The organism is Streptomyces ortus (assembly GCF_026341275.1).
In the GTDB taxonomy this organism is placed as follows: domain Bacteria; phylum Actinomycetota; class Actinomycetes; order Streptomycetales; family Streptomycetaceae; genus Streptomyces; species Streptomyces ortus.
This window is the reverse complement of the sequence record NZ_JAIFZO010000002.1, coordinates 4,794,174-4,809,224: the sequence shown is the minus strand read 5'-3', so window position 1 is coordinate 4,809,224 and position 15,051 is coordinate 4,794,174. Positions and strand designations below refer to the sequence as shown.

Here is a 15,051-nt window from a genome sequence, read left to right as displayed (position 1 = left end):
GCCGGTCGTTCGATCGGCGATCGTCCGACCGGCGGTCGCCCTCAGGCGGACCCGGAGGTCACGCCTCCTTGCTCAGGTTGGGGCCTGCCCCACCGGCCGCCTGCTCGATCGGCGGAACGTCCGGCAGTGCGGACTTCTCCTCGCCGCGGAAGGTGAAGGTCTTGGCCTCACCCTCGCCCTCGGTGTCCACGACCACGATGTGACCGGGGCGCAGCTCACCGAAGAGGATCTTCTCGGAGAGGGTGTCCTCGACCTCGCGCTGGATCGTGCGACGCAGCGGACGCGCGCCCAGGACGGGGTCGTAACCCTTCTTGGACAGCAGCTCCTTGGCGGACTGGGAGAGCTCGATGCCCATGTCCCGGTCCTTGAGGCGCTCGTCGACCTTGCCGATCATCAGGTCGACGATCGTGAGGATGTCGTCCTGGGTGAGCTGCGGGAAGACGACCACGTCGTCGACGCGGTTGAGGAACTCGGGCCGGAAGTGCTGCTTGAGCTCGTCCGAGACCTTGTTCTTCATGCGCTCGTAGTTGGTCTTCTTGTCGCCCGAGGCCGCGAAGCCCAGGTTGAAGCCCTTGGAGATGTCCCGGGTGCCGAGGTTGGTCGTCATGATGATGACCGTGTTCTTGAAGTCCACGACCCGGCCCTGGGAGTCGGTCAGGCGACCGTCCTCCAGGATCTGCAGCAGCGAGTTGAAGATGTCCGGGTGGGCCTTCTCGACCTCGTCGAAGAGGACGACGGAGAACGGCTTGCGGCGGACCTTCTCGGTCAGCTGGCCGCCCTCCTCGTACCCCACGTAGCCGGGGGGCGAGCCGAAGAGACGCGAGACCGTGTGCTTCTCGCTGAACTCCGACATGTCGAGGGAGATCAGCGCGTCCTCGTCACCGAAGAGGAACTCCGCGAGTGCCTTGGACAGCTCGGTCTTACCGACACCGGACGGACCGGCGAAGATGAACGAGCCACCGGGGCGCTTGGGGTCCTTCAGACCGGCGCGCGTACGGCGGATCGCCTTCGACAGCGCCTTGACGGCGTCGACCTGGCCGATGACCCGCTTGTGGAGCTCGTCCTCCATGCGCAGCAGACGCGAGGACTCCTCCTCGGTCAGCTTGAAGACCGGGATGCCGGTGGCGGTCGCGAGGACCTCGGCGATGAGCTCGCCGTCGACCTCCGCGACGACGTCCATGTCGCCGGCCTTCCACTCCTTCTCGCGCTTGGCCTTGGCGGCCAGGAGCTGCTTCTCCTTGTCGCGCAGCGAGGCGGCCTTCTCGAAGTCCTGCGAGTCGATCGCGGACTCCTTGTCGCGGCGGACGCCGGCGATCTTCTCGTCGAACTCGCGCAGGTCCGGCGGCGCGGTCATCCGGCGGATGCGCATCCGGGAACCGGCCTCGTCGATCAGGTCGATCGCCTTGTCGGGCAGGAAGCGGTCCGAGATGTACCGGTCGGCGAGCGTCGCCGCCTGCACCAGGGCCTCGTCCGTGATGGACACGCGGTGGTGCGCCTCGTAGCGGTCGCGCAGGCCCTTGAGGATCTCGATGGTGTGCGGCAGCGACGGCTCCGCGACCTGGATGGGCTGGAAGCGGCGCTCGAGCGCGGCGTCCTTCTCCAGGTGCTTGCGGTACTCGTCGAGCGTCGTGGCACCGATGGTCTGCAGCTCACCACGGGCCAGCATCGGCTTCAGGATGCTCGCGGCGTCGATGGCGCCCTCGGCGGCACCCGCACCGACCAGCGTGTGCAGCTCGTCGATGAACAGGATGATGTCGCCGCGGGTGCGGATCTCCTTGAGGACCTTCTTCAGGCGCTCCTCGAAGTCACCGCGGTAGCGGGAGCCGGCGACCAGCGCGCCGAGGTCCAGGGTGTAGAGGTGCTTGTCCTTGAGGGTCTCGGGCACCTCGCCCTTGACGATGGCCTGGGCGAGGCCCTCGACGACGGCGGTCTTGCCGACGCCGGGCTCGCCGATGAGCACCGGGTTGTTCTTCGTACGGCGGGACAGCACCTGCATGACCCGCTCGATCTCCTTCTCGCGCCCGATGACCGGGTCGAGCTTGGACTCACGAGCGGCCTGGGTGAGGTTCCGGCCGAACTGGTCGAGGACCAGGGACGTCGAGGGGGTGCCCTCGGCAGGACCGCCGCTTGCGCCGGCGGTCTCCTTGCCCTGGTAACCGGAGAGCAGCTGGATGACCTGCTGCCGCACCCGGTTGAGATCGGCACCCAGCTTGACCAGGACCTGGGCGGCGACGCCCTCGCCCTCACGGATCAGGCCGAGCAGGATGTGCTCCGTGCCGATGTAGTTGTGACCCAGCTGAAGGGCCTCGCGGAGCGAGAGCTCCAGGACCTTCTTGGCACGAGGGGTGAAGGGGATGTGACCGGACGGAGCCTGCTGGCCCTGCCCGATGATCTCCTCCACCTGCTGACGGACCGCCTCAAGTGAAATCCCGAGGCTCTCCAGGGCCTTAGCGGCGACACCCTCACCCTCGTGGATCAGGCCCAGGAGGATGTGCTCGGTGCCGATGTAGTTGTGGTTGAGCATCCGGGCTTCTTCCTGAGCCAGGACGACAACCCGCCGCGCGCGGTCGGTGAACCTCTCGAACATCGTTAATCGCTCCTCAGAGCGGTCAGGCAGTAAGGGGACGCTCCCCTCCCTGTCCTTCCGCAGCTTAGTCCCGCAAGCGGGGACCGCTCATTCCAACTGCCGACACCGTCCTTGGCCTCCTGACCCCGAACGCCGACATCTGCCTCAACCCGATGGTGCGAGACGATGTTCCCGCAGGCCAGACAGATACCCCCACCATCAGTACGCCGATGGCGAACGCGAGATGCCCGATCCATGCGTGTCGCCCCTCCCACTAGGGATGTCTTACCCGCAGGCACTGACACTCCATGCCGAGTGCGCCGGTTCCCTCCGCTACGGGCGAACACCCTTGCGTCGCCGACCGCCTCCGGGCGCCCGCTTTCCGGGCACCCTTCGCACATGCCGGACCACCCAGCGTAACCCGGGCGCTCCCCCGGCGGTTGGCCTTGCATGGTCTCCACGGTCCCCTTTCCCCGTCGTCCGCCCGACGCGGTCCGTCCGGACGACACGGTCCGGCACTGGTACGAGAACGAACTTGGGTGGGCGACGGTGCCCGGCGCGCCGGTCGGCCTGCTGACGGGGCTGCGCTTCGACGTCCTGGAGGCGCCCGCGGAGGCGGGGTACGCGGCGCTGCGGCATCTGGGTCCCGGCTCTCCGGTGGCCGTGCGGGGGGACCGGATGCGGCTGTTCGTCGCGGCGGGGAGCGCGGAGGAGCTGCCGGGACTCCTCGACTGGCTGGAGTGGGGCTCTCTCAAGCTGGATCTCACGGCGACCGGCGCGGGCGGGCGCGTGGAGGCTCCGCTGCCGCCGGGCCCGGCACGCGGCGCGCACGAGGGCCCCGGCGAGGCCGGTGGCGGTGGTGCTGGTGGCTGCGCTGGTGATGACGCGCGCGGGGCGGCCGATCCCGGCGGGGCGGAACGGGGCCGCGTCACCGGCTCGCAGGGGGCCGCCGTATGGCTGCGGCCCCCTGAGCCCGGCTGCGAGGTGGAGTCGTCGCTGCCCACGCTGTCGGCGCTCGGCGGGGGCGGTGGGGGCGCCCCCGATCTCGTACGACTCGTGGAGACGATGGCCTCGGAGTGCCATCGCATCCGGCTGCGCCATGGCTGTGCTCAGCCGTTGGCCTTCTCGTAGGCCTCGCGAATGGACGCCGGAACGCGGCCACGGTCATTGACCTCGTAACCGTTCTCCTTCGCCCAGGCACGGATCTGCGCGGTGTCCTGGCTGCCACCGGAAGCGGCGCGCGCCTTTCCACGCCCACCCGAAGCACGGCCTCCGGTACGACGGCCGCCCTTGACGTACGGCTCAAGAAGTCCACGGAGCTTGTCCGCATTGGCGGTCGTGAGATCGATCTCGTACGTCTTGCCGTCCAACGCGAACGTCACGGTCTCGTCCGCCTCGCCACCGTCGAGGTCATCGACAAGAAGGACCTGAACCTTCTGTGCCACCGGATTTCCTTTCATCGATATCTTCAGGGCCGAGGATCCACGGCAGCCGCCGCAGTTTCATGTCCCCTGTTATATGCACTACTGCAGTACGTCGGAAAGCAAACCGCTTTTGATGGAAAAACACAAACCCCTGGGAGAGACCGACGAGACCCGGGAAGACCGGAAACATGCGCGTTTCGGACATAGAGGCACTGGGCATGGGCCGACGCGCCGGTGCGGAGGTAGGCCCGGAGTTTTACGCACGGGCGATCACAGATGCAGAAGCATCCGGCTGTTGCCCAAGGTGTTCGGTTTCACTCGTTCGAGCCCCAGGAACTCGGCCACGCCCTCGTCATAGGAACGCAACAGCTCGACGTAGACATCGGTGTCAACGGGCGTCTCACCGATCTCGACGAAGCCGTGCTTGGCGAAGAAGTCGACTTCGAAGGTCAGGCAGAATACGCGGCGAACACCGAGCCAGCGGGCGGTCTCCAGCAACTTCCCCAGCAACTGATGGCCCACACCCGCCCCCTTCATCACGGGGTTCACCGCGAGAGTGCGTACTTCCGCGAGGTCTTCCCACATCACGTGGAGAGCTCCGCAGCCCACGACCTCCGAACTCCGGCCCGTACCGCGTTCCGCGACCCAGAACTCCTGGATGTCCTCGTAAAGCGTGACCGTCGCTTTGTCGAGCAGGATGCGACCGCGGACGTACGAGTCGAGGAGGCCGCGAACCGCCGGGACATCGCTGGTCCTGGCCCGGCGGACAGTGAGGGCATTAGTGCTGACTTCGGGCTGCTCTGCTGGCATGAACCGGACGCTATCCCCCGCTCGCGCCCTCTGCGGCGGCGGGGTTCTCGACGGCCGTGTTCTGTCCTGCCGTGTTCTGTCCTGCCGCGTTCTGCGGTGCGGTGTTCTGCGGTGCCGTGTTCTGCGGTGCGGGCGTTTCCGGCCCTTGGACGATACGTACGGCGTCGCGCAGTGCTTCGCGCTGTTGCGGGGACATCATGCCGAAGAAGGCGACGAGAGCGGCGGCCGGGTTGTCGCTCTGCGTCCAGGCGTCGTTCATGAGTGCGGCCGAGTAGGCGGCACGGGTGGAGACCGCCTCATATCGATAGGCCCGGCCTTCCGCCTCGCGACGCACCCAGCCCTTCTGATGGAGATTGTCCAAAACGGTCATCACCGTGGTGTAGGCGATGGACCGCTCCTGCTGAAGGTCTTCCAGGACTTCTCGTACGGTCACCGGGCGGTTCCACTTCCACACCCGCGTCATGACCGAGTCTTCGAGTTCTCCCAATGGGCGAGGCACAGCCAGAACAATAGGGGGAGATGTCACCGATCACGTGGTGGACGTGGCACCGGCCGGCAAACAGCAACAAAAAGGGCGTACGACTCGTAAAACGTATGAGTCGTACGCCGTGCGGTGAGCGGCGGTGGGCCGGGAGCCGCGCTCAGGTCTCGGTGTCGCGGTGGGTCTGGCGGGCGTGCTCGGCGCGGGCGAGGACCGCGTCGACGGCCGCGTCCTCCTTGGCCTTGTTGGCACCGCCCTGGGTCTTCACGATCGTCACGATCAGACCGACGAAGAACACGGCCATCACGACCGGGGGCACGAGCGCGGAGACGTATTCCATGCCGCCCAGAGTAGCCAGGGTGCCGGGCCGGGCGGGGATCGGGGTCAGGGACCCGCCCGGGACGTGTCCTAGACGGCGGCGAGCTGCCGGGAAGGGCTGTCGGGGGTTGGCGACGGGGCGGCGGGCTTGCGCTTGGGAGGGAAGACCTCGCCCGGGGTCGGGATGGGGCGGTCGGGGCGCGGCGCCTGCGGGGCGGGCCGGGGGGCCGGGTCGCCGGCGGGCCGTTCCGCGGGCTTCCCGCCGGGGAGGGCCGTCAGCCGGGCGCGGGGGCGGGTGCGCGAGGCCGGTACCGAGCGGCGGGCGAGGCGGGTGCGCACGTCCTGCTCCACGAGCTCCTCGCAGCGGTCGAGGAGGAGGGCCGCCACGGGGTTGCCGCACAGGGCGCGCAGGGCGGCCATGTCGTCGGGGACCGGACGGTGGCCGGCACCGAGGGCCTCCTCCAGGAGCGTCAGATAGCCCGCGGCCGTCCCCGGGAGCGCGGCGCGGTAGCGGGCGAGGTCGGCCAGCAGGAAGGCGCGCTGCCGGGCGCCCTCGCGGGCCGCCTCGTCGACACTCTCCGCCAGGCGGAGGCAGTCCTGGAGGTCCTGGGCCGAGGCGGGGCCGGGGTGAAGGGCGAGAGCGAGCGCACGTCGGAGCACACGCAGCTCCTCCGTACCGAACGCCATGCCGCCGCGGGATCCGTGAGGCGTGGGCATGGCCGCGACGATACGCGCTAATCAGACAAAACCCACATACCGCCCATTGTGCGGCGTGGCTGCATCGTGGCGGCTCCCCCGGGGTGCCACCGAGGAGCCGCCGGGGGCGAGTGGACACCTGCGGGTCCGCTGCGGTGAGCTGCGCAGTTCCCCGCGCCCCTGGGTGGGTCGGGGCGAGGGCGCTGGATGCCTGCGGGTTGGCCGGGGCTGGTGTTGCGCAGTTCCCCGCGCCCCTGGATGGGTCGGGGCGCGGGTAACTGCGCAACATCAACCCCGACCGGCCCGCACCTGCCAAGCGCGGTCACCCCAGCGGAGCGGCTACGTGCGGGAGACGTTTCGTTCGTAGACCAGTCGCAGGCCGATCAGCGTCAACCACGGCTCGTGCTCGTCGATCACCGACGCCTCGCCGAGCACCATCGGCGCGAGCCCGCCCGTCGCGATGACCGTGACGTCGTCCGGATCGTCGGCGAGTTCGCGGGCCATGCGGCGCACGACGCCGTCGACCTGCCCGGCGAAGCCGTAGATGATGCCGGACTGCATCGCCTCGACCGTGTTCTTGCCGATGACCGTGCGCGGTCTCGCGATCTCGATCTTGCGGAGCTGCGCGCCCCGGACACCGAGCGCCTCGACGGAGATCTCGATACCGGGCGCGATGACGCCGCCGGCGTACTCCCCGCGCGCGGAGACCGCGTCGAAGGTCGTCGCCGTACCGAAGTCGACGACGATCGCCGGCCCGCCGAACAGCTCGACCGCCGCCACCGCGTTGATGATGCGGTCGGCGCCGACCTCCTTGGGGTTGTCCATCAGGATCGGGACGCCCGTCTTGATGCCCGGTTCGACGAGGACGGCGGGTACGTCGCCGTAGTAGCGGCGGGTCACCTCGCGCAGCTCGTGCAGGACCGAGGGGACGGTCGAGCAGATCGCGATGCCGTCGATGCCGTCGCCCAGCTCGTCGCCGAGCAGCGGGTGCATGCCCATCAGCCCCTGGAGGAGCACGGCCAGCTCGTCCGCGGTGCGACGCGCGTCCGTGGAGATGCGCCAGTGCTCGACGATGTCCTCGCCGTCGAAGAGCCCGAGGACGGTGTGCGTGTTGCCGACGTCGATCGTGAGCAGCATGCCTACTCAGCCTCGCTCAGGGGCGACTCGGGGGCGTCGCGCAGGTCGAGGCCGATGTCCAGGATGGGCGAGGAGTGCGTGAGGGCGCCCACCGCGAGGAAGTCGACGCCCGTGCGCGCGTACGCCGCGGCGGTGTCCAGGCTGAGACGGCCCGAGGCCTCCAGGAGCGCGCGTCCGCCCACCAGGGCCACGGCCTCCTCGCACTCGGCGGGCGTGAAGTTGTCCAGGAGGATGAGGTCGGCGCCCGCGTCCAGGACCTCGTGCAGCTGGTCCAGGGTGTCGACCTCGACCTCGATCGGCAGCTCGGGGAAGGTCTCCCGGACGGCCTTGAAGGCCTGTGCGACGCCGCCCGCGGCGACCACGTGGTTGTCCTTGACGAGGGCCGCGTCCGAGAGGGACATGCGGTGGTTGACCCCGCCGCCGCTGCGGACCGCGAACTTCTCCAGTGAGCGCAGCCCGGGCGTCGTCTTGCGAGTGTCCCGTACGCGCGCGCCGGAGCCCTCCAGGACGTCCGCCCACGCGCGCGTGGCCGTCGCGATGCCGGACAGACGGCACAGGAGGTTGAGCGCGCTGCGCTCGGCCGTCAGCAGGTCCCGGGTGCGGGTCGTGACGCTCAGGAGCCGCTGGCCGGCCTCGACGCGGTCGCCGTCGTCGACGTGCCGCTCGACCTCGAACTCGTCGGTGCAGACCACGGAGACGACCGCCTCGGCGATCCGCAGGCCCGCCACGACACCGGCTTCCCGGGCGGTGAAGTCGGCGGTGGAGACGGCCTCCTCGGGGATGGTCGCGACCGTGGTCACGTCCACCCCGTGGTCGAGGTCCTCCTCGATGGCCAGATGCGCGATGTCCTCGACCTCGACGGGGTCGAGCCCGGCGTCGGCGAGGAGCTGGGCGAGGGCGGGGTCGAGCCCGCACTCGGCGTACTCCGCGTCGTCGGCGCTGTACTCGCCACAGCCGCAGCCGTCGCCGCAGCCACCGCCGTCGAGGAGGGGAAGGTCCGGGGTGCTCACTTCTGTCACTGCTCCTGGGGGCTGGGCGTGGGGGTTTTCCCGGTACGCACACGGTCGCGGGCCGGGGAGAGTGTCGGGGGGAAGTCTGCGGTGTCGGTGGTGTGTACCGCGAGCGTCCGGTCGGGATTGAGCCGTACGACGATGTGGCGCCGCCAGTTCTCGTCGTCCCGTTCGTCCCGGTCCTCGCGCCAGTGGCAGCCTCGGGTCTCCTCGCGGAGGCGGGCGGCGGCCACCAGGACTCGGGCCACGCACAGGAGGTTGGTCGCCTCCCAGGTGTCGACGCCGGGCTCGGCGGTCTTGCCGTTCTCGTCGAGGGCGTCGCGGGCGTCGGCGTGCAGTTGCTGGAGGCGGTCGGCGGCGCCCTTCAGGGAGCCGGCCGAGCGCAGGACGCCGGCGCCGTCCGTCATGATCCGCTGGATCGCGAACCGGGCCTCGGCGGCGAGCAGCGGGTGCTCGGGCTTCCGCGGCCGGGCGTCGCCGGGCGAAGGCACGCGCGCGTGGAGCCGGTTCTCGTCCTGACCTGGCTCCTCGTGACCGGCCGTGCCGGTGCCGTCCCCGTCGTGGCTGTCCGCGATGTCCGCCGCGATGCGCTCGGCGTAGACGAGGCCTTCCAGGAGGGAGTTCGAGGCGAGCCGGTTGGCGCCGTGGACGCCGGTGCAGGCGACCTCGCCGCACGCGTACAGGCCGGGGACGGTCGTACGGCCCCGGGAGTCGGTGCGGACGCCTCCGGAGGCGTAGTGGGCCGCCGGGGAGACCGGGATCGGCTCGGTGACCGGGTCGATGCCGTGGGCGCGGCAGGCGGCCAGGATCGTCGGGAAGCGGTGCTCCCACATGCGCGCCCCGAAGTGCCGGGCGTCCAGGTACATGTGCTCGGCGTCCTGCTCCTGCATGCGCCGCGTGATGCCCTTGGCGACGATGTCGCGGGGCGCCAGTTCGGCCAGTTCGTGCTGCCCCAGCATGAAGCGCTCGCCGTGCGCGTCGACGAGGTGGGCGCCCTCGCCGCGGACCGCCTCGGACACGAGCGGCTGCTGGCCCTCCGCGTCCGCGCCCAGGAACAGCACGGTGGGGTGGAACTGCACGAATTCGAGGTCGGAGACCTCGGCGCCCGCCCGCAGGGCCAGCGCCACGCCGTCGCCGGTGGACACCGACGGGTTGGTGGTCGCCGAGAAGACCTGGCCCATGCCGCCGGTGGCGAGGACCACCGCGGGCGCGTGGACGGCTCCCACGCCGTCGTGCTGGCCCTCTCCCATGACGTGCAGGGTCACGCCCGCGGTGCGTCCGTCCGCGTCCGTGAGCAGGTCCAGGACGAGCGCGTTCTCGACCGTGCGCATCCCGCGCGCGCGGACCGCCTCGACGAGGGCGCGGGAGATCTCGGCGCCGGTCGCGTCGCCGCCCGCGTGGGCGATGCGCCGGCGGTGGTGGCCGCCCTCACGGGTCAGTTCGAGGCCGCCCCCTTCGGACTCGTCGAAGTGGGCACCGGTCTCGATCAGACGGCGTACGGCGTCGGGGCCCTCGGTGACGAGGATGCGCACGGCGTCCTCGTCGCACAGGCCGGCGCCCGCCACCAGGGTGTCGTCGAGGTGCTGCTCGGGGGTGTCGCCCTCCCCCAGGGCCGCGGCTATGCCGCCCTGGGCCCAGCGGGTGGAGCCGTCGTCGAGGCGGGCCTTGGTGACGACGACCGTCCGCAGACCGGCGGCCTCGCAGCGCAGCGCGGCGGTGAGTCCGGCGACTCCGGAGCCGACGACCACGACGTCGGCGGTGACGGACCAGCCGGGCGCGGGCGCGTGCAGACGTATGCCTGTGCCGGTGCCCGTACCGGCGCCCGTGCTGGTGCCTGTGCTGGTCACGAGGCGGCTCCGAAGGTCAGAGGAATGTTGTCGATCAGCCGGGTCGCCCCGACCCGGGCGGCGACGGCGAGGACCGCCTCACCGGTGTGGCCGTCCTGGATCTCGGTGAAGTCGGACGGATCGACCAGTGCCAGGTAGTCCAGGACGAGCGGCGGGCTGAGCCGGGCCGCGTCGTCCAGGACCAGCCGGGCGGCGGCGCGGACCGCGGCGGGGCCTCCCGGGGCCGCCTTGGCGACGGCGTGCGTGTCGGCGGCGGCGCGGGACTCGCCGATGGCGCTCAGGGCGTCGGCACGCGCGTGCGTGGCGGGCACTTCGCGGGCCCGTGCGCACAGGGCCTCCTGGGCGGCGTGCCGGTCGCTGCCCGCGAACAGGGCCTGGGAGAGGGCGAGCGCGGTGCGGCGCTCGCCGGCCGACAGATAGCGGTTGCGGCTGGACAGGGCGAGACCGTCCGCCTCGCGCACGGTCGGGACGCCGACGATCTCCAGGCCGAAATTCAGGTCGCGCACCATGCGGCGGATCAGGGCGAGCTGCTGGGCGTCCTTCTGCCCGAACAGCGCCACGTCGGGCCCGGTGAGGTGCAGCAGCTTGGCGACGACGGTGAGCATGCCGTCGAAGTGCCCGGGCCGCGTCGAGCCCTCGAGCCGCTCCCCCATCGGGCCCGCGCTGATCCGGACCTGGGGTTCGCCACCCGGATAGACCTCGTCCACGGAAGGGGCGAACACGACGTCCGCGCCCGCCTGTTCGGCGATCTTGATGTCGGCGTCCAGGGTGCGCGGGTAGCGGTCGAGGTCCTCGCCCGCGCCGAACTGGAGGGGGTTCACGAAGACGGTGACGACGACCTCGCCGTCGCCGCCCGCGAGCCGGCGGGCGGTGCGGATCAGGGTGGCGTGTCCCTCGTGCAGGGCGCCCATCGTCATGACGACGGCGCGGCGGCCCGTGCGTACGCGCGCGTGGAGCGCGTCGGCGGTGCTCAGCAGGACGGTGGTCATCGGACTGCTCCGTTCCGGGCGCCCCGGCTGTCGGTGCCCGAGCCTGAAACTGTCCCGGCGCCCCGTCCCGGGCGCGTCCCGGCGCCCGGGTCCGCGGCGGCCGGGCCTGAACCCGCGCGCGTCACCGGACGTCTCCTTCGGGGACGTCCGGTCCGTCGGGGCCGTCGGCGAGCACGCCCAGGAGGTCCTCGGCGAGCTCCGCCTTGAGCAGGCCGTGGGCCAGGGCCCGGTCGGCCGTCGCGCGGGCCATCGCGAGGTAGCCGGCGACGGTCTGCGGCGCGTGCTCGCGCAGTTCGGTGATGTGCGCGGCGACCGTGCCCGCGTCGCCGCGCGCCACCGGTCCGGTGAGGGCCGCGTCGCCCGATCTGAGGGCGTTGTCCAGTGCGGCGCCCAGGAGCGGGCCCAGCATCCGGTCCGGGGCGTCGACCCCGGCCGTGCGCAGCAGGTCCATGGACTCGGCGACCAGCGTCACTAGGTGGTTGGCGCCGAGCGCGAGGGCCGCGTGGTAGAGCGGCCGGGACTCCTCGGCGATCCACTCGGGCTCGCCGCCCATCTCGATGACCAGGGCCTCGGCGGCCAGCCGCAGCTCCTCCGGCGCGGTGATCCCGAAGGAGCATCCGGCGAGTCGCTGTACGTCCACGGGGGTGCCGGTGAACGTCATGGCGGGGTGCAGGGCCAGCGGCAGGGCGCCGGCGCGCAGGGCGGGGTCGAGGATCCTCGCCCCGTACCGTCCCGAGGTGTGCACGAGGAGCTGGCCCGGCCGGATGGAACCGGTGTCGACGAGCCCCTCGACCAGCCCCGGCAGGGCGTCGTCCGGGACCGTCAGCAGGACCAGGTCGGCCCGCTGAAGGACCTGCTCGGGGGTCACCAGCGGCACGTCGGGCAGCAGTTGCGCGGCGCGGCGCCGGGAGGCGTCGGAGACCCCGGACACGGCCACCGGGCGGTGCCCGGCGAGCTGGAGCGAGGCGGCCAGCGCGGGGCCCACCCGCCCGGCGCCGACGACGCCGACGGTGAGCCGCGCGGGGCGGTCCTTGGGGTCTGCCTGGGGGAATGTACTCACTCGACGGCGGCCTTCCGTTCCAGTCCGCTCGGGGTACCGGACGCTTTCTCGTCATGTTAACGCGATCGGTCCGAGGCCGTTTTTCTGTCCACAGGTTCTTGTCCACAGCCTGTGGGAAATCCACCGCCCGCGGCACGGGGTCGCCGTTGAATTCGCGTGCCCCTCGTCAGGGCGTCCTGCATCATCCGGAGCATGAATGATGCGGCACAGGGGTCGGAAGCGGCTGAGCGGACGCCCGGACAGCGGCGGGAGCGGCGCAGGGTCGCCTGGCGAGGGGCCCGGCGGGCGCTGTGGCGGCCCGGCTTCCGCGCCACGGTCGGTGAGCTGCTGACCGGGCTGACGGACGCCGCGCCGGACGTGTACGACCTGGACCTGCCGGTGGACATGTACGGCGACGGGATCGTCGAGACCCTGGAGGAGCGCGTCGCCGCCCTGCTCGGCAAGGAGGCCGCCGCCTTCTTCCCGTCGGGGACCATGGCCCAGCAGGTGGCGCTGCGCTGCTGGGCGGGCCGTACGGGCAACGCGACGGTGGCGATGCATCCCCTGTCCCACCCGGAGGTCCACGAGAGGCACGCGCTCAGCGCCCTCGGCGGCCTGCGGACCGTCCATCCCACGCGGGAGCCGCGGATGCCCTCCGCCGACGAGGTGCGCGACCTGGACGAGCCCTTCGGGACGCTGTTCCTCGAACTGCCTCTCCGGGAGGCCGGTTTCCTCCTGCCCTCCTGGGAGGAGCTGACCGCCGTCACGGACGCGGCACGCGAGCGGGACGCCGTGGTGCACGTCGACGGGGCCCGCCTGTGGGAGTGCGGCCCGCACTTCGGCCGGTCCGTGGCCGAGATCGCGGACCTCGCGGACAGCGTCTACGTGTCCTTCTACAAGTCGCTGGGCGGCTTCGGCGGCGCCGCCCTCGCGGGCCCGAGGACGCTCGTCGACGAGGCGAAGGCCTGGCGCCACCGGTACGGCGGCCAGATCCTCCAGCAGTTCCCCACCGCCCTGTCCGCGCTGATCGGCCTGGAGCGGGAACTGCCCCGGCTCCCGGAGTACGTGGCCCACGCGCGCGTGGTCGCCGCGGCGCTGCGCGAGGGGTTCGCCGGGGTGGGGCTCCCCTGGGCGCGGGTCCACCCGGAGGAGCCTCACACGCACCAGTTCCAGGTGTGGCTGCCGTACGAGGCCGACGTCCTGACCGACGCGGGGACGCTGCAGGCGGAGGAGACGGGCGTGTCGCTCTTCCCGCAGGTCTGGGACCGGCGCGGCCCCGGCCTCGCGTGCACCGAGGTCACGGTGGGCGCGCCCGGCCTGGAGTGGACGGCGGACGACGTACGGGCCGCGGTCAGGGAGTTCGTGGCGCGCGTCCCCCGCTGCTGACCGGGCGGGCAGGCGGGCGGGCGGGCGGGCGAACCGGCGTACCCAGACCGTGCCTACCCGTGCCCGTGGCCGTGCCCGTACGCGTACCCGTGGCCCTGGCCGGGCCCGCGGTCGCCGTCGCCGTCGCCGTCGCGGCGATTGACGGCGCTCGTCAATCGGGGGCCGCGTTGTCAGTGGCGGGGTGCACCATGAGCTCATGAGCGTGACCATCGACATCTCCGGGCTGCGCAGGGAGCGGGTGGCCGTCGTGCCCTCGCCCCTGGCCGAGTTGTGCATGGCACTGCACGCGCTGGCCGAGCCGGGCCACCACCCCGGCCTCCAGGGCTGGGCGACCGGCGTGACCGCCCGCCTGGACCCGCATCTGGCCGACCGGATGTGCGAGGCCGACTTCCTGTGGCGGACGACGTTCTCGGACCTCTTCCTGCCGTACGCGGGAGCGACGGACGGCAGCACGCTCCCCGGCGCCACGCTCGCCGAGGAGCTGGACCTGCTCGACAAGCTGACGGACAAGCAGTTCGTGGACGCGGCCCTGGAGTTCACCTGCGCGCTCCCGTACGACGCGCAGGGCGCCGGCGCCCTGGCCGACCCCGTGTCCCGTCGGCGGGCCCTGGAGCTGGCCGCCGCGCGCGGGCCGCGGCCGGCGGAGTTCACCGAGCGACTGCTGGCCGATCCGCCGCGGATCCGGGCCTGGCTGCGGCAGTTCCTGGAGGACTGCGACGAGGCGTTCTTCGCCGACACCTGGTCCCAGCTGCGCCATCAGCTCGCGGCGGACGCCCGCCGCAAGACGGACCTGCTCGGCCGGCTGGGCCTGGGCGAGGCCCTGGCGTCCGTGTCGGCCGCAGTGACGCTCGACGAGGCCGCGGGCCGGATCGTCGTCGACAAGCTGGGCCACGGCCGCACGTCGATCCGGGCGGGCAGTCTTCTGCTGATCCCGACGAGCCTCGGCTGGCCGCATCTCATGGTGCTGCACCGGTACGGCTGGCAGCCGGTGATCCACTATCCGGTCGGCTCCCCCGAGCTGACGGTCCCGACCTCGGTCGAGCAGCTGACGTTGCGGATGACGGCCCTGTCCCATCCGATGCGGATGCGGCTCTGCCGGAGCCTGGCGCGCAGCGCGTTCACGACGAGCGAGCTGGCGCAGACGTACGGGATGACGGCGCCCGAGATATCGCGGCACCTGAGCGTTTTGAAGAAGGCAGGTCTGCTGACCACCCGCCGCCGCGGCCGGTACGTCCTGCACCAGCTGGACGTCACGATGGTGGCGCGCCTGGGCAGCGACTTCCTGGAGGGCCTCCTCCGCTGACCGCTCCGCGGAGGGTGCCGGTTGTTTCCAGGTGCGGGCCGCCAG

Annotated in this window: 14 protein-coding genes; 3 read left to right on the top strand and 11 right to left on the bottom strand. The window is 71.6% G+C overall.

Annotated elements, in window-relative coordinates:
* Positions 1-58 precede the first annotated feature (58 nt).
* A complete protein-coding gene (locus tag K3769_RS24615; protein ID WP_267028510.1) occupies positions 59-2,587 on the bottom strand; it encodes an ATP-dependent Clp protease ATP-binding subunit in 2,529 nt (842 codons plus the stop codon).
* Between the two features lie 429 nt (positions 2,588-3,016).
* Here K3769_RS24615 and K3769_RS24610 point away from each other — a divergent pair, with 429 nt between their 5' ends.
* Positions 3,017-3,697 (top strand): SCO3374 family protein, encoded by a 681-nt coding sequence (locus tag K3769_RS24610; RefSeq protein WP_267028509.1) that lies wholly within the window; start codon positions 3,017-3,019, stop codon positions 3,695-3,697.
* Here the strand turns inward: K3769_RS24610 and K3769_RS24605 are convergent.
* The 10 genes from K3769_RS24605 to K3769_RS24560 form a co-directional block, all read right to left on the bottom strand.
* Positions 3,676-4,011 (bottom strand): histone-like nucleoid-structuring protein Lsr2, encoded by a 336-nt coding sequence (locus K3769_RS24605; RefSeq protein ID WP_030573823.1) that lies wholly within the window; start codon positions 4,009-4,011, stop codon positions 3,676-3,678. The two genes, K3769_RS24610 and K3769_RS24605, sit on opposite strands and share 22 nt — an antisense overlap.
* A gap of 249 nt (positions 4,012-4,260) precedes the next feature.
* Positions 4,261-4,800 carry an amino-acid N-acetyltransferase gene (locus K3769_RS24600; protein ID WP_267028508.1) on the bottom strand — a complete coding sequence of 180 codons (540 nt, stop codon included), beginning with the start codon at positions 4,798-4,800 and terminating at the stop codon, positions 4,261-4,263.
* A gap of 10 nt (positions 4,801-4,810) precedes the next feature.
* Entirely contained in the window at positions 4,811-5,299 is a 489-nt protein-coding gene (locus K3769_RS24595; RefSeq protein ID WP_267028507.1) for a BlaI/MecI/CopY family transcriptional regulator, read from the bottom strand.
* Positions 5,300-5,441: 142 nt separating this feature from the next.
* Positions 5,442-5,621 carry a hypothetical protein gene (locus K3769_RS24590; protein WP_267028506.1) on the bottom strand — a complete coding sequence of 60 codons (180 nt, stop codon included), beginning with the start codon at positions 5,619-5,621 and terminating at the stop codon, positions 5,442-5,444.
* A gap of 68 nt (positions 5,622-5,689) precedes the next feature.
* Positions 5,690-6,286, bottom strand: coding sequence for a hypothetical protein (locus K3769_RS24585; protein WP_267031525.1), 597 nt, complete (start codon positions 6,284-6,286; stop codon positions 5,690-5,692).
* Between the two features lie 348 nt (positions 6,287-6,634).
* Positions 6,635-7,432, bottom strand: a complete 798-nt coding sequence (locus K3769_RS24580) for a type III pantothenate kinase (RefSeq protein WP_267028505.1) — start codon at positions 7,430-7,432, stop codon at positions 6,635-6,637.
* Between the two features lie 2 nt (positions 7,433-7,434).
* Positions 7,435-8,442 carry a carboxylating nicotinate-nucleotide diphosphorylase gene (gene nadC / locus K3769_RS24575; RefSeq protein WP_267028504.1) on the bottom strand — a complete coding sequence of 336 codons (1,008 nt, stop codon included), beginning with the start codon at positions 8,440-8,442 and terminating at the stop codon, positions 7,435-7,437.
* A 5-nt stretch (positions 8,443-8,447) separates the two neighbouring features.
* Positions 8,448-10,289, bottom strand: a complete 1,842-nt coding sequence (locus K3769_RS24570) for an L-aspartate oxidase (RefSeq protein ID WP_267028503.1) — start codon at positions 10,287-10,289, stop codon at positions 8,448-8,450.
* Positions 10,286-11,278 carry a pantoate--beta-alanine ligase gene (gene panC, locus K3769_RS24565; protein ID WP_267028502.1) on the bottom strand — a complete coding sequence of 331 codons (993 nt, stop codon included), beginning with the start codon at positions 11,276-11,278 and terminating at the stop codon, positions 10,286-10,288. The genes K3769_RS24570 and panC overlap by 4 nt, the downstream gene beginning before the upstream one ends.
* Before the next feature lie 121 nt (positions 11,279-11,399).
* Complete coding sequence (locus K3769_RS24560) at positions 11,400-12,338, bottom strand: Rossmann-like and DUF2520 domain-containing protein (RefSeq protein WP_267028501.1); 939 nt, start codon at positions 12,336-12,338, stop codon at positions 11,400-11,402.
* Between the two features lie 192 nt (positions 12,339-12,530).
* Between K3769_RS24560 and K3769_RS24555 the strand changes: the two genes are divergently transcribed.
* Both K3769_RS24555 and K3769_RS24550 read left to right on the top strand, forming a co-directional pair.
* Positions 12,531-13,703: a threonine aldolase family protein gene (locus tag K3769_RS24555; RefSeq protein ID WP_267028500.1), complete on the top strand. Its 1,173-nt coding sequence runs from the start codon at positions 12,531-12,533 to the stop codon at positions 13,701-13,703.
* A 196-nt stretch (positions 13,704-13,899) separates the two neighbouring features.
* The gene (locus tag K3769_RS24550) at positions 13,900-15,006 is read left to right on the top strand and encodes a DUF5937 family protein (protein WP_267028499.1); all 1,107 of its coding nucleotides are present in this window, start codon (positions 13,900-13,902) and stop codon (positions 15,004-15,006) included.
* The last annotated feature ends 45 nt before the right edge of the window (positions 15,007-15,051 follow it).